The organism is Lysinibacillus sp. GJ-1, assembly GCF_021166035.1.
GTDB classification, from domain to species: domain Bacteria; phylum Bacillota; class Bacilli; order Bacillales_A; family Planococcaceae; genus Lysinibacillus; species Lysinibacillus sphaericus.
In genome coordinates, this window is sequence record NZ_CP088912.1 from 539,910 (window position 1) to 562,082 (window position 22,173).

General features: G+C 39.3%; 24 protein-coding genes. 20 read left to right on the forward strand and 4 right to left on the reverse strand.

Translation table 11 applies throughout. From position 1 onward, the window contains the following. Positions 1-176: 176 nt before the first annotated feature. The 19 genes from atpF (at position 177) to LO754_RS02570 (ending at position 15,198) form a co-directional block, all read left to right on the forward strand. Entirely contained in the window at positions 177-695 is a 519-nt protein-coding gene (atpF, locus tag LO754_RS02480) for a F0F1 ATP synthase subunit B (protein ID WP_024362902.1), read from the forward strand. Beyond that, positions 692-1,228 (forward strand): F0F1 ATP synthase subunit delta, encoded by a 537-nt coding sequence (locus LO754_RS02485; protein ID WP_024362903.1) that lies wholly within the window; start codon positions 692-694, stop codon positions 1,226-1,228. The genes atpF and LO754_RS02485 overlap by 4 nt, the downstream gene beginning before the upstream one ends. A 28-nt stretch (positions 1,229-1,256) precedes the next feature. Beyond that, positions 1,257-2,765, forward strand: coding sequence for a F0F1 ATP synthase subunit alpha (gene atpA / locus LO754_RS02490; protein ID WP_024362904.1), 1,509 nt, complete (start codon positions 1,257-1,259; stop codon positions 2,763-2,765). Positions 2,766-2,814: 49 nt separating this feature from the next. Next, positions 2,815-3,672, forward strand: coding sequence for an ATP synthase F1 subunit gamma (atpG, locus tag LO754_RS02495; RefSeq protein ID WP_024362905.1), 858 nt, complete (start codon positions 2,815-2,817; stop codon positions 3,670-3,672). Positions 3,673-3,721: 49 nt separating this feature from the next. Beyond that, complete coding sequence (atpD, locus tag LO754_RS02500) at positions 3,722-5,137, forward strand: F0F1 ATP synthase subunit beta (protein ID WP_024362906.1); 1,416 nt, start codon at positions 3,722-3,724, stop codon at positions 5,135-5,137. 24 nt (positions 5,138-5,161) lie between these two features. Then, positions 5,162-5,569, forward strand: coding sequence for a F0F1 ATP synthase subunit epsilon (locus LO754_RS02505; RefSeq protein ID WP_231785518.1), 408 nt, complete (start codon positions 5,162-5,164; stop codon positions 5,567-5,569). Between the two features lie 58 nt (positions 5,570-5,627). After that, positions 5,628-5,867, forward strand: coding sequence for a DUF1146 family protein (locus tag LO754_RS02510; RefSeq protein WP_024362908.1), 240 nt, complete (start codon positions 5,628-5,630; stop codon positions 5,865-5,867). A 403-nt stretch (positions 5,868-6,270) separates the two neighbouring features. Next, positions 6,271-7,584, forward strand: a complete 1,314-nt coding sequence (murA, locus tag LO754_RS02515) for a UDP-N-acetylglucosamine 1-carboxyvinyltransferase (RefSeq protein WP_231785519.1) — start codon at positions 6,271-6,273, stop codon at positions 7,582-7,584. A 387-nt stretch (positions 7,585-7,971) separates the two neighbouring features. Next, positions 7,972-8,916: a stage II sporulation protein D gene (gene spoIID / locus LO754_RS02520; RefSeq protein ID WP_435892047.1), complete on the forward strand. Its 945-nt coding sequence runs from the start codon at positions 7,972-7,974 to the stop codon at positions 8,914-8,916. Between the two features lie 37 nt (positions 8,917-8,953). Further along, positions 8,954-9,610: a M23 family metallopeptidase gene (locus tag LO754_RS02525; RefSeq protein WP_024362912.1), complete on the forward strand. Its 657-nt coding sequence runs from the start codon at positions 8,954-8,956 to the stop codon at positions 9,608-9,610. A gap of 133 nt (positions 9,611-9,743) precedes the next feature. Further along, a complete protein-coding gene (locus LO754_RS02530) occupies positions 9,744-10,004 on the forward strand; it encodes a sporulation transcriptional regulator SpoIIID (protein WP_004269485.1) in 261 nt (86 codons plus the stop codon). Between the two features lie 167 nt (positions 10,005-10,171). After that, positions 10,172-11,167, forward strand: coding sequence for a rod shape-determining protein (gene mreB / locus LO754_RS02535; RefSeq protein WP_024362913.1), 996 nt, complete (start codon positions 10,172-10,174; stop codon positions 11,165-11,167). A 21-nt stretch (positions 11,168-11,188) separates the two neighbouring features. Further along, entirely contained in the window at positions 11,189-12,022 is an 834-nt protein-coding gene (locus LO754_RS02540; RefSeq protein ID WP_024362914.1) for a flagellar hook-basal body protein, read from the forward strand. Positions 12,023-12,047: 25 nt separating this feature from the next. Beyond that, complete coding sequence (locus LO754_RS02545; RefSeq protein ID WP_024362915.1) at positions 12,048-12,887, forward strand: flagellar hook-basal body protein; 840 nt, start codon at positions 12,048-12,050, stop codon at positions 12,885-12,887. A gap of 38 nt (positions 12,888-12,925) precedes the next feature. Continuing rightward, complete coding sequence (locus LO754_RS02550; protein ID WP_024362916.1) at positions 12,926-13,210, forward strand: DNA-directed RNA polymerase subunit beta; 285 nt, start codon at positions 12,926-12,928, stop codon at positions 13,208-13,210. Positions 13,211-13,341: 131 nt separating this feature from the next. Then, positions 13,342-13,785 carry a 3-hydroxyacyl-ACP dehydratase FabZ gene (gene fabZ / locus LO754_RS02555; protein WP_231785521.1) on the forward strand — a complete coding sequence of 148 codons (444 nt, stop codon included), beginning with the start codon at positions 13,342-13,344 and terminating at the stop codon, positions 13,783-13,785. A gap of 170 nt (positions 13,786-13,955) precedes the next feature. Then, positions 13,956-14,339 carry a hypothetical protein gene (locus tag LO754_RS02560; RefSeq protein ID WP_024362918.1) on the forward strand — a complete coding sequence of 128 codons (384 nt, stop codon included), beginning with the start codon at positions 13,956-13,958 and terminating at the stop codon, positions 14,337-14,339. 111 nt (positions 14,340-14,450) lie between these two features. Further along, positions 14,451-14,825 (forward strand): hypothetical protein, encoded by a 375-nt coding sequence (locus tag LO754_RS02565; RefSeq protein WP_231785522.1) that lies wholly within the window; start codon positions 14,451-14,453, stop codon positions 14,823-14,825. A gap of 115 nt (positions 14,826-14,940) precedes the next feature. Beyond that, positions 14,941-15,198: a hypothetical protein gene (locus LO754_RS02570; protein WP_231785523.1), complete on the forward strand. Its 258-nt coding sequence runs from the start codon at positions 14,941-14,943 to the stop codon at positions 15,196-15,198. A gap of 57 nt (positions 15,199-15,255) precedes the next feature. Here the strand turns inward: LO754_RS02570 and LO754_RS02575 are convergent, their stop codons facing one another. Next, a complete protein-coding gene (locus LO754_RS02575; RefSeq protein ID WP_231785524.1) occupies positions 15,256-16,227 on the reverse strand; it encodes a nuclease-related domain-containing protein in 972 nt (323 codons plus the stop codon). Between the two features lie 95 nt (positions 16,228-16,322). After that, on the reverse strand, positions 16,323-16,751 hold the full coding sequence (locus LO754_RS02580; protein ID WP_103977440.1) for a YwpF family protein: 429 nt from the start codon (positions 16,749-16,751) through the stop codon (positions 16,323-16,325). A 288-nt stretch (positions 16,752-17,039) separates the two neighbouring features. Here LO754_RS02580 and LO754_RS02585 point away from each other — a divergent pair, with 288 nt between their 5' ends. Continuing rightward, positions 17,040-17,462 (forward strand): single-stranded DNA-binding protein, encoded by a 423-nt coding sequence (locus LO754_RS02585; RefSeq protein ID WP_231785525.1) that lies wholly within the window; start codon positions 17,040-17,042, stop codon positions 17,460-17,462. Between the two features lie 265 nt (positions 17,463-17,727). On the opposite strand, the gene LO754_RS02590 is transcribed toward LO754_RS02585, so the two are convergent. After that, on the reverse strand, positions 17,728-20,496 hold the full coding sequence (locus LO754_RS02590; protein ID WP_231785526.1) for a DEAD/DEAH box helicase: 2,769 nt from the start codon (positions 20,494-20,496) through the stop codon (positions 17,728-17,730). Next, the gene (locus LO754_RS02595; protein ID WP_024362925.1) at positions 20,493-22,067 is read right to left on the reverse strand and encodes a hypothetical protein; all 1,575 of its coding nucleotides are present in this window, start codon (positions 22,065-22,067) and stop codon (positions 20,493-20,495) included. Before LO754_RS02595 ends, LO754_RS02590 begins: the two co-directional genes overlap by 4 nt. Positions 22,068-22,173 lie beyond the last annotated feature (106 nt).

A 22,173-nucleotide genomic window follows, 5' to 3' on the forward strand; every position in this document is an offset into this window, starting at 1 on the left:
CAGTTGTATACTGAATTTTACTAGTGGCGAAGCAGGATTCACCAGATGAAACTTCGCCCTTCATTTTGGAACTGATAAAAGCTATGTGCAAATATAGCTTTTTAAAATAGGTAAGTTTTTTAAGTATTACAAACTATTATGTTGAAGTTAAAGCTCTTGAAGGGAGTGAAACAATCGTGTTTTTAGACAATCTTGTACTTGGTGCAGGTGGAGGATTCAATGGTGGAGATATCGTCTCAACATTAGTCATCTTCTTAGTATTAATGCTTCTTCTTAAAAAGTTCGCTTGGGGTCCATTAATGGGCATCATGCAACAACGTGAAGAATTAGTAGCAAGTGAAATCGAAGCAGCTGAAAAAGCGCGCAAAGATTCGCACAAATTTTTAGAAGAACAAAAAAGTCTTCTTAAAGAAGCTCGTACGGAAGCACAATCGATTGTTGAGGGTGCTAAGAAGCAAGGCGAAATGCAAAAAGAAGAAATTCTTACAGCAGCTCGCAACGAAGCTAACCGCTTAAAAGAATCGGCTTTACGTGAAATTGAGTCTGAAAAAGAAAAAGCGATCGCAGCTGTACGTGATGAAGTCGTTTCATTATCTGTACTTGCAGCATCTAAAGTCCTTAGCAAAGAGATTTCTGAGGCAGACAACCGTGCTCTAATTGAAGAGACGATTGCGAAGGCAGGGGAAGCTCAATGAGTAATTCAACTGTAGCTAAGCGTTACGCTCAAGCTCTTTTTGAACTTGCGCAACAAAAAAATATTCTTGCTGAAGTTGGGGCAGACTTAAACGAGTTAACAAAAGTTGTAAATGAATCTCCTGATTTTTTAACACTTTTAAATGCGCCTAAGTTCTCTATCGAACGCAAGAAACAAATGGTTGCTGAAATCTTTGCAAGTGCAACGCCAGAAGTTTTACACACAGTTCAACTACTTGTTGAGAAAAAGCGTGTAAACGAAGTGAAGCTTATTGCGAATGCGTATGCTGAACTTGCTGCACAAGCACAAGGTTCTGCAGATGCAACTGTATTCTCAACTCGTGCACTTTCTGCTGAAGAAAGCGCTAAAATTTCTGCAGCATTCGCTAAACTTGTTGGGAAACAATCATTAAACATTACAAACGAAATCGATCCATCATTATTAGGTGGTATTCGTGTTCAAATCGGTAACCATATTTATGACAGCTCAGTAGTGAACAAGCTAGAGCGTCTAAAACGTGAATTAATCGGTTAATAATTTAGAAATGTGAGAGGTGACATACATGGGCATCAAGGCTGAAGAAATCAGCAGTCTGATTAAACAACAGATTGAGAATTATGAATCTGAACTTAAAGTAAGCGAAGTTGGTACAGTTATCCGTATTGGTGACGGTATCGCTCTTGCTCATGGACTCGACAACGCCATGGCTGGAGAGCTTTTAGAGTTCTCTAACGGTGTTATGGGTATGGCTCAAAACCTAGAAGAAGGTAACGTTGGTATCGTAATCTTAGGTCCATACACAGACATCAAAGAAGGCGATGAAGTTCGTCGTACAGGTCGTATTATGGAAGTACCAGTTGGTGAAGAACTAATTGGTCGTGTTGTAAATCCACTAGGTCAACCAGTGGACGGACAAGGTCCAATCAACACAACAAAATCTCGTCCAATCGAAAGCCCAGCTTTCGGTGTAATGGCTCGTAAATCAGTACATGAACCACTACAAACTGGTATTAAAGCGATTGACGCACTTGTACCAATCGGTCGTGGTCAACGTGAGTTAATCATCGGTGACCGCCAAGTTGGTAAAACATCTGTAGCGATCGATACAATCCTTAACCAAGGTGACCAAAACATGATCTGTATCTATGTTGCTATTGGTCAAAAAGAATCTACTGTACGTGGTGTAGTAGAAACACTTCGTAAACATGGCGCTTTAGATTATACAATCGTTGTGACAGCTTCTGCTTCTCAACCAGCTCCATTATTATTCTTAGCACCATTCGCTGGTGTATCTATGGCTGAAGAATTCATGTTACAAGGTAAACACGTTTTAATCGTGTATGATGATCTTTCTAAACAAGCATCAGCTTACCGTGAACTTTCACTTCTTCTTCGCCGTCCTCCAGGTCGTGAAGCTTACCCTGGTGACGTTTTCTACTTACACAGCCGCTTATTAGAACGTGCTGCGAAGTTAAATGAAACATATCAAAATGGTTCAATTACAGCTCTTCCATTCGTTGAGACACAAGCTGGGGATATCTCTGCATACATCCCAACTAACGTAATCTCAATCACTGATGGACAAATTTTCTTACAATCTGACTTATTCAACTCAGGTGTACGTCCAGCGATTAACGCCGGTCTTTCTGTATCACGTGTAGGTGGATCTGCTCAAATTAAAGCGATGAAAAAAGTTGCGGGTACGCTACGTCTTGACTTAGCTGCATTCCGTGAGCTTGAATCTTTCGCTCAATTCGGTTCAGATTTAGATAAAATCACACTTGCTAAACTTGAGCGTGGTAAACGTACGGTTGAAGTTCTTAAACAAGACCTAAACAAACCACTTAAAGTTGAAAAACAAGTTGCAATCCTTTACGCATTAACTAAAGGTCACTTAGATGATATTCCAGTTCAAGATATCGTTCGTTTTGAAAGTGAATTCTTAAGCTGGTTAGATACAAACCACACAAACGTTTTAGATCACGTTCGTACTACTAAAGAACTTGCTCCTGATGCGGAATACGTAGCAGCTTTAACTGACTTCAAAAAAACTTTCGCTAAATCAGAATAAGCAAGAAAAATAGTCGCTTGATTAAAAAACAAAAGGTGGTGAAATACCAGTGGTAAACTTACGCGAAATAAAAGGTCGTATTAATTCTACAAAGAGTACGAAACAAATTACGAAAGCGATGCAGATGGTTTCTTCTTCAAAGTTACGTCGTGCAGAGCAAAATGCTAAAGCTTACGTTCCTTACATGGAAAAAATTCAAGACGTAGTAGGCGCTATCGCATCAGGTACAAAAGACAGTGGACATCCAATGTTAACTGCTCGTCCTGTTAAAAGAACAGCTTACTTAGTCATTGGTTCTGACCGTGGTCTTGCAGGTGCTTACAACTCAAGTATCCTACGTCAAGTACAACGTACAATCAACGAGCGTCATAAATCAAAAGACGAATACGTGATTTTAGCAGTAGGTCGTGTTGTTCGTGATTACTTTGTGAAACGTGATCATAATGTTATTAGCAGTGTTGTTGCTCTTCCTGACCAACCATCATTCGCTGATATTAAAGAAATCGCTCGTAATGCTGTTGGTATGTTCATTGACGGTACGTATGATGAACTTTATATGTACTACAATCACTTTGTTAGTGCTATCGCTAACGAAGTGACAGAGAAAAAACTTCTTCCATTAACTGATATTGCACCTGCAAGCAGCAATGCTTCTTATGAATTCGAGCCATCTGGTGAGGCAATTCTTGAAGTATTACTTCCACAATATGCGGAAAGCCTTGTTTACGGCGCATTATTAGATGGAAAAGCAAGTGAACATGCTTCTCGTATGACTGCTATGAAAAATGCAACTGATAACGCATCTGATCTTATCGGAGATCTTTCATTGCAATATAACCGTGCACGTCAAGCAGCTATTACACAAGAAATTACAGAAATCGTTGGTGGGGCTGCAGCCTTAGAATAGGCTCAGCTCACCAATGTCGTATAAGAATACGATAGGAGGGTACACAGTAATGAATAAAGGACATGTTATTCAAGTAATGGGTCCGGTTGTTGACGTAAAATTCGACAATGGCCAATTACCAGCAATCTATAACTCATTAACAGTTAAGATTGAACGTCCTAATGAAGAACCAACAACTCTTGCATTAGAAGTTGCACTTCATTTAGGTGATGATTCTGTTCGTACAATTGCAATGTCATCTACTGATGGCTTACAACGTGGAGCAGAAGTAACAGATTCAGGAAAAGCTATCTCAGTACCAGTTGGTGAAGTGACTCTTGGTCGTGTATTCAACGTATTAGGAGAAGTAATCGACTTAGGTGAAGAAATTCCAGCTGATGCACGTCGTGATTCAATTCACCGCGAAGCACCATCTTTCGATCAACTTTCAACTTCAGTTGAAATCCTTGAAACAGGTATCAAAGTAGTAGACTTATTAGCACCATACATTAAAGGTGGTAAAATCGGTCTATTCGGTGGTGCCGGTGTAGGTAAAACAGTATTAATCCAAGAATTAATCAATAACATCGCACAAGAGCACTCAGGTATCTCTGTATTCGCTGGTGTAGGTGAGCGTACTCGTGAAGGGAACGACTTATTCTACGAAATGAGCGATTCAGGCGTTATCAAGCAAACAGCGATGGTATTCGGTCAAATGAACGAGCCACCAGGTGCGCGTATGCGTGTAGCTTTAACTGGTCTTACAATGGCAGAATACTTCCGTGATGAGCAAGGTGCAGACGTACTTTTATTCATCGACAATATCTTCCGTTTCACACAAGCAGGTTCTGAGGTTTCTGCCCTATTAGGTCGTATGCCTTCTGCGGTAGGTTACCAACCAACACTTGCAACTGAAATGGGTAAATTACAAGAACGTATCACATCTACTAACAAAGGATCTGTAACTTCTATTCAAGCGATCTATGTACCAGCCGATGACTATACTGACCCGGCTCCAGCTACAACTTTCGCCCACTTAGATGCAACTACTAACCTTGAGCGTAAATTATCTGAAATGGGTATCTACCCTGCGGTTGACCCATTAGCTTCGACTTCTCGTGCATTATCACCAGAAATCGTAGGCGCTGAGCACTACGCAGTAGCAACTGGCGTACAACGTACAATCCAACGTTACCGTGAATTACAAGATATCATTGCTATCTTAGGTATGGATGAGTTATCTGATGAAGATAAACAAACAGTTGAACGTGCTCGTCGTATTCAATTCTTCTTATCTCAAAACTTCCACGTTGCGGAACAATTCACTGGTCAAAAAGGTTCTTACGTTCCTGTTAAAGAAACGGTTCGTTCATTCAAGGAAATCCTTGAAGGTAAACACGATCACCTACCAGAAGATGCTTTCCGTTTAGTAGGTTCTATTGAAGAAGTAGTTGAAAAAGCGAAAAGCATGGGCGTAGAGGTTTAATACTAGGGACGAGGAGGAAAAAATATGAAGACAGTTACAGTCAATATTGTCACTCCCGAAGGCCCGGTATACGATTCTGAAGTATCAATGGTAATCGCGAAAACAACTTCAGGTGAGATTGGTGTTCTTGCCGGCCATATTCCAATGGTAGCTCCACTTGCAATCGGTGCAGTGAAGCTGAAAAAGGACAATGGTTCAACTGAGATTGTTGCTGTAAGCGGTGGTTTCATTGAAGTTCGTCCAGAAAAGATCTCAATTTTAGCACCTTCTGCTGAAATTGCTGATAATATCGATGTACAACGTGCTAAAGAAGCCGTTAAACGCGCTGAAGGACGAATTCAAAGCAAACAAGATAACATTGATTTCAAACGTGCTGACCTAGCATTAAAACGTGCGTTGAATCGTATCAACGTTCATGAGGGTAATATCTAATTCAATTTTTAACGGGCAGATGTAATATCTGCCCGTTTTTTAAATGGAGGAACACGATGTGGGAATTTATGAAGCAGTAGGGCAAGAAGCTTTAATGGGCATTCTATCGCACCTCTTTTTTATTGCTATCACTTTTTACGCTTTGCAGGCCTTCATGCTAGAAAAATTGTTTAAAAAAAACAAAGTATTTCAAATACAGTTGATTTATATTTTGTTGAGCATTGCAATCGGGACCGCAGTCTCTAATTTCTTTCTACAAGTTTCAAGTTGGTCTGGAAAACTCCCTTACTTATTTTAAAGTTAGCTAGTGACAACTAACTATAAAGTAACGGATGCGTAATTCATATGTGCATATTTCGAAGGGCTCCATAAGTTCACTTATGTGGTCCTTTGAAATATGTACTTAAGAGGTTTAATAAGCTATGGAAACGGAAATATAGTATCCACGAACTTTTGAAAAAAAGGGCTTAGGGATTTACATATTTTACCGTGTTATTGGTCATTCACAAAAAAAAAAATAATGCGTACAATAAATTAATAGCAAAATATCAATAAATGCCTTAAAATAGTGATTTGGACGCTTGAACGAGCGTGTGAAAAGTTGTACTATAGAGTTGTTTGTTTACTTATTATGACATTATACATCTTTTTTTAAAATAAATTTTCGATAGGTTAAGAGATTGAATTCGGAGGGACGTAAGGTGGATAAAATTATAGTGACTGGCGGCCAAAAGCTACAGGGGAAAGTTCGTGTAGAGGGCGCAAAAAATGCAGTGTTACCAATCCTGGCGGCAGCTTTACTTGCTTCAAAAGGAGAAAATGTAATTAAAGAAGTCCCTAACTTAGCAGATGTTTATACCATAAATGAAGTACTAAAAAGTCTAAACGCTGATGTTACATATATACCAGAAGACAATACTGTATATATAGACGCAACAAAAGAACTTTCAAGTGAAGCTCAATTTGAATATGTCAGTAAAATGCGTGCATCCATTTTAGTGATGGGTTCTTTGCTTGCACGAAACGGCTTTGCACGAGTTGCTTTACCAGGTGGCTGTGCAATCGGTTCACGTCCAATTGAATTACATTTAAAAGGTTTTGAGGCAATGGGTGCAAAAATTTCATTTGGGCACGGTTATGTGGAAGCGAAGGTAGAGGGTCGTTTACAAGGTGCGAATGTATATTTAGATTTCCCAAGTGTCGGTGCAACAGAAAATATTATGACGGCTGCATCTTTAGCAAAAGGAACGACAGTAATTGAAAATGCAGCAAAAGAGCCTGAAATTGTAGATCTTGCAAACTTCATTAATAGTATGGGTGGCCGTGTTATCGGCGCAGGTACGAATACGATTCGTATTGAAGGTGTTGACACATTATATGGAGCAGAGCATTATATTATTCCTGACCGTATCGAAGCAGGTACATTTATGGTAGCAGCTGCGATTACAAAGGGTGATGTAACGATTGAAAATGCTGTGCCTGAACATATGACGGCTTTAATCGCAAAAATGCGCGAAATGGGCGTAGAAATTACAGAGCTTGATGAAGGAATACGTGTCCACGTACCGCAAACATTAAAAGCTGTAGACATTAAAACAATGCCACATCCAGGCTTCCCAACGGATATGCAGTCGCAAATGATGGCGTTGATGTTAACTGCTGAAGGTACGAGTATCATTACAGAAACAGTCTTTGAAAATCGTTTTATGCACGTTGAAGAGTTCCGTCGCATGAATGCCGGTGCTAAAATCGAAGGACGTTCTGTGTTTATCGAAGGACCAGTAAACCTACAGGGAGCTGAGGTTATGGCAACAGATTTACGAGCTGCGGCAGCCCTAATTTTAGCAGGTCTTGTGTCTGAAGGAATAACACGAGTGACAAAACTCCATCACTTAGACCGTGGTTACGTAGACTTCCATGGCAAATTAGCATTACTTGGTGCAAATATTGAACGTGTAACAACAATGGATGTTACACCGAAAGAAAAAACAACAATCGAATTACCAGCAAACTAACAACAAAACCTCTTTGCTCAGCATAAGCAAAGAGGTTTTTAATTAATGCAAAGAGAGATACCTGTGGAACAGAGTGAATTACCCGCGGATTAGAGAGGTTTACCCGCCAAATGAAGTGAAATACCCGCGAATCAGGATGATTTACCCGCGAAACGAAGTGAAATACTCGCGAAGCAGAGAGATTTACCCGCGAAACAAAGTGAAATACCCGCGAAGCAGAGCGATTTACCCGCGAAATGAAGTGAAATACTCGTGAAGCAGAATGATTTACCCGCGAAACAAAGCAGAATACCCGCGAAGTACAGTGCCCCTCACAAACCAAAGCAAAACGAACTCCCGTAATCATGGAACGCTCATATTTTCTGTAGTGCTCGCATATTATTCCTTATGAAAAATTGGATAATGATAATTGCTGTGATTTGTTTAATTGGTGCATTATATATGATGCCAGTAGCATTCAGTGAGAGACGAATCGATGATCATTCTAACAACTCCCCACAAAAGACGGAAAACGCCTGTGAAATATTCATAGAAGTGGAGGGACAGAAGGAAAAAATTCCTTTAGAAACGTATATAGTTGGTGTAGTAGCTGCAGAAATGCCCGTGTCCTTTAATAAAGAAGCTTTAAAAGCTCAAGCCATTGCTGCCAGAACCTATGCGCTGAAAACGACAAATTACGGTAAAAAAGCCATTGCACCTACTGTTGCAAGGCAAGTCTACTACAATAAAGAACAAAGAAAAGCCAATTGGACTAGCAATTTCCCGGGAAATGAAAAGAAAATTGTCGAAGCCATTATGGAAACAGAAGGACAAGTTCTTCTATATAATAATGAATTAATTACGGCGATGTTTCATTCAACGAGCAATGGTAAAACAGAGAGTGCTTACGGTTACAGTGGGAATGACTTACCGTATTTACAAAGCGTTGCAAGTATGTCCGATCAAGCTTCTCCAAAGTTTGCAACAATAAAAGAATGGACGTTAGCCGAATGGAATGCGCTGTGGCCAGTTAAATGGCAGGGGAATGATTTCAATCGTATGCAAGTGTTTCTCAATGATTCAGAGCGTGTAGAACGCCTGCAATTAGGTAAAAATGGATGGTCGGGCAGAGAGGTTAGAACACTCTTACAATTACCATCAACAGATTTTAAGATTTCATATAATAAGAATACGGGTAAGGTTCAGGTAGCAACGAAAGGATATGGTCATGGCGTTGGTATGAGCCAGTACGGTGCAGATGCGATGGCACGTGAAGGAAAGAGCGCTTCAGAGATTTTACACTATTATTATCAACAAATTGAGATAAAAAAAATAGATGCATGTTTAAAATAGCTTCTAGTTGTTCACACTGCAACTAGAGGTGATGAAAATGAGAGAGGATAAAAATAGTAAAACTTCTCAAAATGAAAAAGGACAATTGCAGAAAAAACCTTGGTTTTGGCCGGCGGTATACGCGGGTGGTGCATTAATGTTAGCAGGTATGTTATTTGGTTACAATAGTCTCGTGACAAAAGAAGAAGCACCATTACCAGATGTAGCGCAAGTAGACCCAGGTCCAGTAGTTGAAACAAATGCAAAAACAGAAACAATGAAGTATCCATTCAAGGAAGCAGAGCTTAGTAAAGTACAAGTTTCACAGGAATTTTATGATGTAGAAGCAAAAGAAGAGTCACGTGAGAATGCCTTAATGGTATTCAATCAAACATTTACAACTTCATCAGGCATTTCCCTTTCTATGAATGGAGAGGAATTCGAAGTAGTTGCTGCGTTAACTGGTAAAGTACTAGAAGTAAAACTAGATGCGTTTACAGGCAATAAAATCGTCCTAGAGCATGCGAATGGTGTGCAAACGCATTATAGTTCAGTAAAAGATATCGCTGTGAAAGAAGGCGATGAAGTAGCACAAGGTCAGGCACTTGGAAAAGCGACTGACAATGAGTGGAATCAAGCAGCTGGCGTTCACATGCATTTTGAAGTTCTAGAAAACGGTAAATACGTTAATCCGAAAAAATTCCTAGGATTTTAAAAAAGTCAGCAATTTAACGAGAAAGTGCAAATCGTGTTCTGAATAGCTTTGTCCTCACATAAGGTGAAGAAATGCGCAGACGTGCATCTGATGCCAAAGCCATTTTGTGAAATTGTGTGGAAAGGACGAGAACGTGCACGAGCACATTCGGAAGCGCTGCATACGCCTCGGTGAATTACTGATTGAGACGCGTGAAACTGTGCGTGTCCTCGCGAAAATGACAGGTTACTCTAAAAGTACGGTGCACAAAGATTTAACTGAGCGATTACCAACAATTCATGAAGGATTAGCTGATCAAGTGAAAGAAATTCTCGCCTACCATAAAGCCGTACGTCATATTCGTGGAGGAGAGGCAACGAAAAACAAGTGGAAAGAAAGAGCGAGTCAAGAATGATTCGTTCTTTTTTTGTACATTTCTATTTGTGTACATATAATTGAAGGAAAACAAGCGGAATAACTAAATTTAGGTGAAATTACCAATGGGGTGTGATAAAATATTCTAGATAAATAGACAATAGGAACGTTATGTAGTTGGAACTGGCGGGAAGGAGAATTTAAAAAATGTTTTCGAAGGATATAGGCATTGACTTAGGAACTGCGAACGTATTAATCCACGTTAAAGGCAAAGGAATCGTCCTAAACGAACCATCTGTGGTAGCAATAGATAAAAAGACGAATAAGGTATTAGCAGTAGGTGAAGAAGCTCGTCAAATGGTGGGTCGCACGCCCGGTAATATAACAGCAATTCGGCCATTACGCGATGGAGTAATTGCAGACTTTGATGTTACCGAAGCGATGCTTAGACATTTCATCAATAAATTAAATCTAAAAGGATTTTTAACAAAGCCACGTATATTGATTTGCTGTCCAACAAATATTACAAGTGTAGAGCAAAAAGCGATTCGCGAAGCTGCTGAAAAATCTGGTGGTAAAAAAGTATATTTAGAGGAAGAACCAAAAGTTGCGGCAATCGGAGCTGGGATGGATATTTTCCAACCAAGTGGCAATATGGTAGTGGATATCGGTGGTGGTACTACAGATATCGCAGTTCTTTCTATGGGTGACATTGTAACAAGTGAGTCTATTAAGGTTGCGGGCGACGTTTTTGATAATGATATTTTACAATATATTAAAAAAGAATATAAATTGTTAATTGGTGAGCGTACAGCCGAAGCAATCAAAATCACGATTGGCACAGTCTTCAAAGGTGGACGTAACGACTCAATGGATATTCGCGGTCGTGATATGGTAACAGGCTTACCTCGTACAATTACAATTCATTCAGAGGAAATTGAACGTGCATTACATGAATCAGTAGCCATGATCGTACAATCGGCGAAAAACGTGTTAGAAAAAACACCGCCTGAGCTTTCAGCAGATATTATTGACCGAGGTGTCATTATTACTGGTGGTGGCGCATTATTACACGGAATGGACCAACTGTTAATCGAAGAGTTAAAAGTTCCAGTCTTTATTGCTGAACATCCAATGGATTGTGTTGCAATTGGCACTGGCATTATGTTAGAAAATATTGATCGTGTTCCAGCATCACTATAAAAATACAATGAGGTGATTCCTTTGTTTAAAGGGTTTTATACAGTAGCAACAGGTATGATAGCACAACAAAGACGAACAGAATTACTGACAAACAACTTATCAAATGCAAGTACACCTGGATTTAAGGCAGATCAATCTACCATCCGTTCGTTTCCAGATATGCTAATGTCCAGCGTAGGAAAAACAAATGCTCCCGCTAATCAGCAAGCTGGCTCACAGTATATGAGTCAAGTTGGTGCACTCAATACAGGGATATATATGCAAGAAACATTGCCAAATTACATACAAGGTCAAATCTATAGCACGGATTTAACGACAGATATGGCCCTTATCGATGGAAACTTACCTCAAAATGAAGATGGTGTTTCTGGTTCAATTTTCTTCCGTTTAGCACATCCAGACGGTGGAGAAGCCTATACACGTAACGGGAATTTCACATTAGATGGTCAAGGCTATTTAGTAAATGGTCAAGGTCTCTACGTGTTATCTGATAATGGACAACGCATCCAGCTACCAAATGATGATTTCCGTCTTGATCAGGACGGTGGAATTTATGTGAATAACCAGCAAGTAGCGCGCGTAGGTGTATCTTTTGCGGCCAATCCGAACATGCTACGTAAACAAGATAATGGCTTAATTCGTACAGAAAATGGAGAAGCCTTGCCGACTGCTTACGGTGCAAATGGTGTATCGTTTACATTAGGACAAAAATTTTTAGAGCGCTCAAACGTAGACTCTGGACGCACAATGACAGATTTAATGACAGCATACCGAGCTTTTGAAGCAAACCAAAAAGTGTTGCAAGCGTATGATCGAAGTATGGAAAAGGCTGTAAATGAAATCGGTAAAATATAATTAAGCGAACAGGAGGCGTTTTCACATGCTACGAACAATGATTACGGCAACAAATACAATGGGGCAATTGCAAAATAAATTAGATACAATTAGTAATAATATTGCTAACAGTGGAACGCATGGCTATAAAACACGTCAAGCAACGTTCAATGAACTTATGTATCAGCAATTTAATAATGATAAACAGGACCCAACTGTGCGTCAATCACCAGTAGGCATCCGTTATGGCTCTGGAGCACAGCTTGGACAAATTCAAACAAATCATAAGCAAGGTTCGCTTCAAACAACAGATCGCGATTTGGATCTCGCTTTTACAAAACCAAAGCAATATTTCAACATTTTAATGCCAGATGGTGAAAATGGAACAAAAACAGTGTATACTCGTCAAGGTGACTTTTATTTATCACCTTTAAATAATGGAACGGTGATGCTTGTCAATACAGATGGTTATCCAGTGGCAGATGCAAATGGACAGCCTATTACATTACCTGATAATGCAAAAGGTTTTATTGTTCGCAATGGAGGCATGTTAGAAGCTACATATCCGAATGGTGATGTTATTCGTACGGATTTAGCAGTAACGGAATTCCAAAAGCCGCAACTAATGGAGCATATTTCTGGTACATATGTAGGCTTACCAGATAACTTAGCAGAGCTAGGATATACACAAGCAGAAGTTGTAACAGAGTTACAAGGAGCAAATCGTCAACAAATCGGCATGCAAAATGAAGCACTCGAATTATCGAATGTGAGCTTGTCGAAGGAAATGACAGATTTAATCGAAACGCAACGTGCTTATCAATTTAATGCAAGAGCTGTAACACTAGCTGACCAAATGCTAGGGCTTATTAATGGTGTTAGATAAGTGCATTATTGAGTAAGAAATGAAGGGGTACAATATCTATGACAAACGATTCACGTCGACGTTCTGTGCCGACACAAGAAACCGAAACGCCACCAGAAGAAAAGGGACGTCGCTCAAACGGAGAGCAACGCGAGGTTCGATGGGTGCAAATACGGCTGATTCCGATTTGGTTACGAGTTGTACTTGTTCTTGTTTTAATCGTTGTTGCCGCTATTTTAGGTACAATGGTCGGCTACAGTGTAATTGGTCAAGGAAAAGCAATGGATGTCTTTAAATTAGAAACATGGCAACATATATTTGACATTATGAATGGTAAAGAATAATAATATTCTTTACCATACTTTGTGTTTCACATAAAAAATCGAGTATTTTAAATTTAAAAGCGATTATACGTTGAAACCTACATCCTCTTTTGGACGTAAGGTATATATACATACTTAGAGGGGGAAAAGAAATGTTAACAGCAGAGCAAATTCAAGAAATTTTACCACACCGTTATCCATTTTTATTTGTAGACCGTATTGTGGAATTAGAAGTAGGCAAGCGTGCAGTAGGTATCAAAAATGTATCGATTAACGAAGATTTCTTTAATGGACATTTTCCAGGATATCCTGTTATGCCAGGTGTTTTAATTGTAGAGGCATTGGCGCAAGTAGGTGGCGTCGCTTTATTAAAATCAGAACAGTACCAAGGACGTTTAGTATTTTTAACAGGAATCGATAACGCTCGTTTTAAGCGCCAAGTAGTACCGGGAGATCAGCTACGATTAGAAGTAGAATTCGTTAAACTGCGCGGTGTAATGGGCAAAGGACATGCTGTAGCTACCGTTGATGGCGAGCTAGTTTGTGAGGCAGATATTTTATTTGCAATAGAGCCTGAACAACCAAAACAGCCTTAATTTGCAATTATAGGCTAAAAGTTATAAAATAATCTTGTCGAATAGTGTTCTTATTGTCAATTTTTTTTGACAGAATTTAGTTTAGTTTTTTTAATGCGATGGCATAGATAGTATTGTGAATTGAAATACATGTAATTTTAGGTTTTTTAAAAAGTAGGAGGATTATATAGATGTATAAGGAATTGTCTTCAGGTGTTAAAATTAGCATTACGCGTTCGATTTCAACATCTTTTGAATCATACTTAGCAAGTATTGGTTGGGAAGAAGAGCGCTTTTCTATGGAAGACTTCATTGCTAGCTGGCAGTCTTATTTTCAGGAAAATGCCGCTTGGATCGAAAAAATCCCAGCCGATGTTTTGATGAGTACTGAATTCCATGAAGAGATGGCACAAAAAATCGATGAAGTAATTGCAAAAATTTTAAATGAAGAACCAACCGCTAAACAAGTCGAAACAATCGAAGCTTTACAAAAAGAATTAGGTACAAACTATACCTATAATTGTAAAGCAGAAGCTGCATACATTGAGCAATTACTGAAAGATAAACAAAAATAGTTTTTGCACAAAAAATCGGATAGTTCCCTCCTTTCTCGGGCAATCTATGTAGGATCACAAATGCACATGTTGTATTTGATGACATAGTACTCAAGAAAGGAGGTTTTTTATATGTGGAAAATGTCATTTTTAGCCATTATCCTTGCTACAGTATTCCTTGGAGGTTGTAACTGGGGTAATAATGCAGCTGAAACCCCAATGGAGAACGTGAAAAACGACGTTAAACGAGGTGTTAACGATGTAGAAGATGTTGTCGATCCAGATAAGAATCACAATGTCTACGATCGTAACGTCAACAATGGTACTGTAAATGATGGCACAGTAAGAGAAAATACTGTTATGCCAGAAGCAACAACACCAGGTTCGAATGCGGATGTCAATGGCACAAATGGCTATGACAACGTACCAAATGCCAATGGTGTAAATGGTGTTGAACGAAACAACGGCACTATGAGAGAAGACCGCAACACAATGACTAACCCGTAAAAACAAAGTGATTCCGTTCAACCGGAATCACTTTTTTCTTTATGATTATGGAATGAAGGTATATGCGGGGATGATTTGATTACCCGCGGAAGTAGAACGTTTACCAGCGGAAAGCATGGAAATACCCGCGAAAGTAGAACGTTTACCCGCGAAACGCAGGAGAATACCCGCGAAAGTAGAACGTTTATCCGCGAAACGCATGGAAATACCCGCGAAAGTAGAACGTTTATCCGCGAAACGCATGGAAATACCCGCGAAAGTAGAACGTTTACCCGCGAAACGCAGGAGAATACCCGCGAAAGCAAAACGTTTACCCGCGGAACGCATGGAGATACCCGCGAAAACAACTTGTTTACCCGCGAAACAAAGATAAACCTCCCATAAACATAACTTCAAACATTCAACTACCCCAATCTCCCCCAAAGTAGCATTAAAAAAACGGTTTCATATATTCTATTAAATTATCAGGAAGATAGTAGATTCGATTTTTATAAGTACCAGTGCTAGGAAATTGAAATTTTCGTAATAAACGATTAGCAGCATCACTAGAAGTAATACCGAAAAACGCACGTAATTGACTATTGGTGATTGTACGACTTACGAGCAAGCGATAATCTTGCAAGGCTTCTGCAAAAATTTCGGTGCTTGTATAGTGACATGCTAGACACTTCCAACCGCCTCTGTAAAAGTGCATTTGATTTTTGTATCGGCATTTTGGGCAAAGTACGCCATGTCGGAATCTCGAAGTATCTATACGAGGGAGTATTTCTTGTGGTTGATGCTGCGCTCTAATTAGTTGTACAAAACGGGTTAATTGCTCATTCGTTAAAATAGGTGTTGGATACTTTTCAAAAAGAGTTTGGATATGACTTTGTAGCCCTGACACATGAAAAATAGGGACGGATTTTGGATGGTTTGCAATTATAGCTGACGGATTAGACAAAATAACTGCACCTTCAATGGGGAGAGAATAATTTTTAGATATAATTTTAATGTATTGTATATGACGTTGAATTTGCGTAATGGGATTTGCAAAACCTTCCACTGTGCCATCAGATTTTGTGCGTGTGCATTGATGTGTCGTAGCATCAAAATCCAAACGACCGTGTATATTTTTAATTTCCACAACGAACATAAAATGCTTACAAATAAAGAGTGTATCAACTTGGTGAAAATGCTGTGCTGCATTGACAAGTACAACATTATGCAATACAGCAAAAGTATTTGGACATACTAATTCATGCCATTCTCGGTCTACTCGTTTTTCACCAGCAAAGCCAGCATCAAGCCTTCGAAATTGCTCGCTATAATAGGTAGCATCTCGATCTCCATCACATAAGCGTCGTAGTAAAGCCTCATACCATAACAACTTTAACGGCTTCTCACGAATGACTAAATTCATTGACGTTCACCCCTATGTTTTTTACACCATATTTTATCCAAAAATCTCAAACTGTCCAGTACAAAAAAACGATACGTCCTTAAACGTATCGCTGCTCATTCATCATTTTTAAGTTTTGGCCGCTCTTTCATTCCTTTTGAGAAGCGGTCTAGTAATTCTACTTGTGAAACACCTTCTGTTAAAAGATCAGCGAGTAATTGTTCAGCGTATTTAGAACGCTTAATTTTTAACGTCCCTTTTAAAAGCACAGAAACATGCTCGCCAATTTCTTGGACAGTATGCACAACTACCCGAAATGGAGCTGGTTCATTATCAGGAAATGAAATAACTGCACGAACATCAACTACTGTAGCATTCGCTAATAACTCATCAAAAATCGGACGATATTGCCGATCGATAAACAATTCAAGAATCCAAGATTGATGGCTGTTTTCCTGGTTAATAATAATGCCATCGACTAAAGGAAATGCTTGCATGCCATCTTGAGTGACAAGGTCAAAAGAAAGCATTTTAAATGTTTTCATTATGTATCCTCCTAAGTCGGTCATTCCTTTTAGTATAACATAATCAATTACAGCTAAGACTGTCTTCTTAAAATATGAAAAGATGCTAAATTTATCTTTTTAAAAATGGGGTTAACACTTACTGCCGTCTGACCTCCACACAATAAAAAAACTTAACAAACAAATAAATAACAGCTAAAAAAATTATTTTCTTATTTAAAAATGAGCTAAAAAACAAAAATCGAGTTTTGCCAAAAGTGAATAGCCTCTTGTAAGATGAGGGCAATTAAACACAAAGGAGGTGAATCAATGAACCAAGTCGGACTGGTTGGAAGATTAACAAAAGATCCTGTGTTGCGACAACTATCTAGAAATCGGGTCCAATCTCATTTTTCCCTTGCCATAAATCGCAATTACAAAAACAGTCGTGGAGAAGTAGAGACTTACTTTATTCTTTGTACAGTATGGGGAAAACTGGCAGAGCATATTGTGAAGTTTTGCGGTAAAGGTTCATTAATTGGCATAAACGGCCGTATTCAATCTAGATCATTTACGAATGAGCACAGCACCAAGATTTATATGACAGAAGTGGTTGTAGAAGATGTTCGCTTCTATAGGCTAAAACAGCCAGATAATGATGGAAGCACATTACCTTCATCGTCATCGGTCGAGCAGGAGATTATGAAAGATTTTGTGTTACCTAAGAAAGAATTGCAATTACCAGTAGTATAACCGACTATCGCAATACATACGGAGCAAAGCCAAAGATTTACGCAATTCGCCATTCTCCTATAGAATGCTTTGCACCGTAATCATTTTAGTTGAAAAGGGGTGTTGTGGACTATCCTATCATCTATCGTTGCTGAAGACCGCACAGCAATGATTATTTCACACAACTAAATAAGAATATGAAGTAAGCAGGAAAGAAGTAAACATTGTTCACGAATATGTTGCAAAGTAAAAGAGCGCCAAGAACGTTGAAGCTCTTGGCGCATCTTTAAGACAAGTTATAATCGAGTGAAATCAAATCTCGAAGCTCATCATCATCTAGCTCCGTTAACCACTGGCTTGATTGAATGAGTTCTTCTGATAATGCAGATTTCTGCGCCAGCATCTTATCAATTTTTTCTTCAATCGTCCCAATCGTGACAAACTTATGCACTTGCACAAATTGCGTTTGCCCAATTCGATAAGCACGGTCTGTTGCTTGGTTTTCAACAGCAGGATTCCACCAACGATCGGCATGTAGTACGTGGTTTGCAGCAGTTAAATTTAACCCTGTTCCTCCAGCCTTTAATGAGAGAATAAAAATAGGGAATTCTCCTGCCTGAAAAGCCTCCACCAATCGATCACGCTGCTGTTTAGGCATGGCGCCCGTTAAAAACGGTGCATCGACATTATAAATTTCACTGAAACAATGCTGAAGTAATTGGCCCATTCCAATATATTGCGTAAAAATAAGACACTGTTCACCATTATCGACGATTTCTGCTGCCATTTGAACAATACGCTCTAATTTGACCGAGCGTGTCAGCATCGTTGCAGCATCCTCAAAAGGTTCCTTTAAATAAAGAGCAGGGTGATTACATAATTGCTTCAATTTACTTAGCATCTTTAAGACGCGTCCTTTTTTCTGGAAGCCCGTTAGTTGTTCTAGCTGATCCAACGTTTCTAAAATATAGCCCTCGTACAGTGAAGCTTGCTCTGCCGTTAAGGCGCAGTACGCATGGGACTCTTGCTTATCAGGTAAATTAAGCTGTAAATTTGGATCTCGCTTTGTACGACGAAGTAAAAACGGTTGAATTTTTGCCCGTAGCTTTTGTTTATGTGGTTCGGATTCATCGCGCTCAATAGGCAAAATAAATTGTTCATTAAAGCGACCAAAGCTACCTAAATACCCTTTATGAATAAAGTCGAAAATCGCCCAAAGTTCTGATAATCGATTTTCAACAGGCGTTCCTGTTAAAGCAATATGATGACTACCATGTAATTTGCGAATCGAACGAGATTGTAAAGTCTGCATATTTTTAATATTTTGTGCCTCATCTAATACAACAGTTGCCCAATCAATTGCTTGTAAAAATTCAGCATCCTGTGACACAGTTCCATAGGTAGATAAAATAACATGCGGTTTTTCTTGTTCAATAAACCGAACAAATGCATCCTCTTTCATTCGATTTGCTTGATAATGCGTATGCACAGTTAAAGATGGAGCAAAACGGTCAAGCTCTTTTTGCCAGTTACCAAGGACCGAAGTTGGGCAAATAATAATGGATGGTTCTTTGGCATCCGTTGTGTCATAGATATGCAGCAAGTAAGAAATAAGCTGAACAGTTTTGCCGAGTCCCATATCATCAGCGAGACAGGCGCCAAAACCTTGCTCACGCATAAAGACTAGCCATTCAAACCCTTCTTGCTGATAAGGACGTAAGCTAGCATTTAATGAAAGAGGGACTGGAACTGCTGGAAGACCTTTTTTCTCCTGAAGCTGTTCCATATACGATTTTAAAGATTGCTGGAGTTCAAATGCAAAAATTGGATCATCGCGCAATGCATCATCAGCATCTTCCTCTTCTAGCGGAGAAAGATCTTCAGGTAACTCGCGGAACAATAGTTCACGAACAGTCCAACTTTCATCTTCAGCCTGTTGCATTAAAGCACGCATTTCTTGCATCCAGTTGGCATCCACTCGGAACCATTCCGTACCAATACGAATAAATTCACGTTTTTCATCGACAAGCTTTTTAAACTGCTCAGCAGAAATTGATTCACCGTTCATAGAAAATTGCCATTTAAACGTTAAAATATCATCGAGTCCAGCAACTTTTTTCGTTGATAAATTACCTGTGCTAACACGTACACGCATTTTGGATTGCTTTAAATCTTTTAGCCAAGCTGGTAGCACAACATCAAAACCAAGTGCCTGTAAACGGGCTAGGTCTTCACGTAAAAATGTGCGAACCTCCAAATCGTCAAGGGTAGCATGAATGAAAATATCAGACTGTAAATTTTCAATGGAAAGGAGTTCGACAATCTGCGTTTGTTGTTGTTCAATATCTAGTGCAAATGGTTGCCATTTTGTTGGTAGCGCATCGACTAGCGGTAGTGATTTTTTTCGAACAGCCGGTGTCCAGTAATTTTTCGTTGTCACTGTACTAAGCACCGTTTCCAAAAGCCAAACTTCCGAATCTTCCTCAGGCTCACTTAAACGTAGAGAAACAGTAACGGTGCCAGCTTGACGGTCTTGCTCTAATGACCATCCTCCGCGACTGAAAAATGGAAGGAGCTTCGGAACATCAGACACCAATAACCCAGCGTGTGCAAGTTTTTGCTGCACAGCTACTTCCAGTAATGCCGTATCTACCCCGTCTATATTAAATGACAAGGAGGAAAAATCATCTGCAATAACGGCGTACGACCAAAGGCTAGGTTCTTGCCAATATTGCTGTAACATTTGTGCGTGTTCAATCAATGCACTACTGTCAGCGTCAATCCCTTGCCAACTAATAAACGGGTGCTGATAGCGTGGAGAAAAGATATCGAGTAGTTCTGCACTAGAAATATCGATGGAAATGTCTGTACGACTGGTCATTAAACCATAAGTATTTGCTTCATAGTTAAAAAATAATGAAGAAATCAGTGTGTCAACATCGATTGCTGCACCACTTGTAGTAAAACCCCGCATCGTATAATTGCCGTTTTGAGCTGATTCAATACGTAACTGTTGTTTTTTCGTAAACGGAGAGGGAGCATGTAATGTCATCATACTAAGTTTCCTTTCTCAATTTCTTCCTGAAGTGCACGAAGTCGTTTATATTCTGCACGGATTGTTTGCATGTAATTTTCAAAATAAGCAACTTTCCCTGCTCTTTTTGCGGCACTCCGCATACTTTTCCAAATACGTACAGCTTGCTTATAATTCATACGAGATTTTTGCGTAATCTCTGCCATTGCATAGACGTGATACAAAGGTAAAACAACTGCTGGAGCTAGGTGTAGAACATCTTTTAATCCACACATTTCTAAATAAGAAAAAGAGGAAAGATTTAATTGATGCAATGCTGCCCATTCGCGATAGCGCTCTTTTCGTATAAGGAAAAACGAATAGGGCTGTAGTCCATACACACCAAATGCGCTATAGAGTGTTGTTTCTTCTTCTTCTGTTAATTGTATATCTTCATATAACAATTGAAATTGCCGTACGTATTGAGCTCGCTGTACGACGGGCACAGTTTCCTGTAAAAAAGCTTCAGCAAATGGGAGCATCGCACGTAAAATGAATGCCTGTGAATGTGACTCGCCAGCACGCTTAGCAAAAGTGGCTAACTCAAACAAATCTTGCATTTGTGGTAAGGAAATATGCGCAATGCTTTCCTGTAATAACTGTTCTTTTTGTAATAACACGTAAAATAACAGTTTTAATGACTGTAAAGAAATCTCGGGGGAAACTTCTTCAAGATTGTTAATCAGCGTTAGCTCCTGTTCACGTCGAGGCTTCTCATAAAAAAGCACTGCCCACAGCAGCATATAGATTTGTAATCGACTAGCAAACAGCCCTTCACGCTCTAGTAAAAATTTACGGACAATTTCTTGAAGGGCATTATAAAATGGATCAGTTGCAAAAAGTCGAGAACGATTCGTTAATTCAGTTAATATACTTTCAAATGACTGCACACTTTGATCGATAAAGTATTTCATATAAGGTGAGTCTAATGAATGACCTTGCGTATTATTTAAATGCCGCCAAATTGCATTAAAAATCGAAAGTTCGATAAATAGCTTATACAGTGGCTGCCATTCACGTTCAAATGGCATATGCTTGCGCAGTCGTTCCAATGCATCAGAACGGATTGCTGAAAGTCCATAGCCTTCTAAAATGCGACCAGATGGTAACAGACGTTTCATTACTTCGTCGACCATTAGCTGCCAGCTTTCAGGACTACGCTCATCCGCTAATGATTTTAACTGCACAGATTTTTGAGCACGCCATGCACCTGACCAGTTTTGTACAGAATCAAAATACTGATAGAGAGCAAGTAATGCGCCAACTTGATGACGACACCATTTTAGTTGGGGACAGTTACAGCTTAGAGTCCCATGAGCAAAATCAATTTCTACAGTTGCAGGTCTCACATCCTGTACACTTGCATATAATATAGAACTTGCTCCATTAAAACGTTCAAATACGATGGATTTGTTTCGTACAGAAAATACAGCACGACGCACCAGTTCCTCGTCTTCGCTAGAGGACGGATGTAAATCCTGCTCAGCTTCTTTTAATTTAGCAAGTATAAATGGTTGATGTTCCTTAGCTAGTTGCGAAATAGACAAAGCCATAACCTCACTCCTCTCAATTGCATTGACCAATGACTTTAGCTTTATTTAGATGATTGAATGTCATCTTTCGTGGGAAGAAAAAAAAGACTGTCTTTCCATTATACGA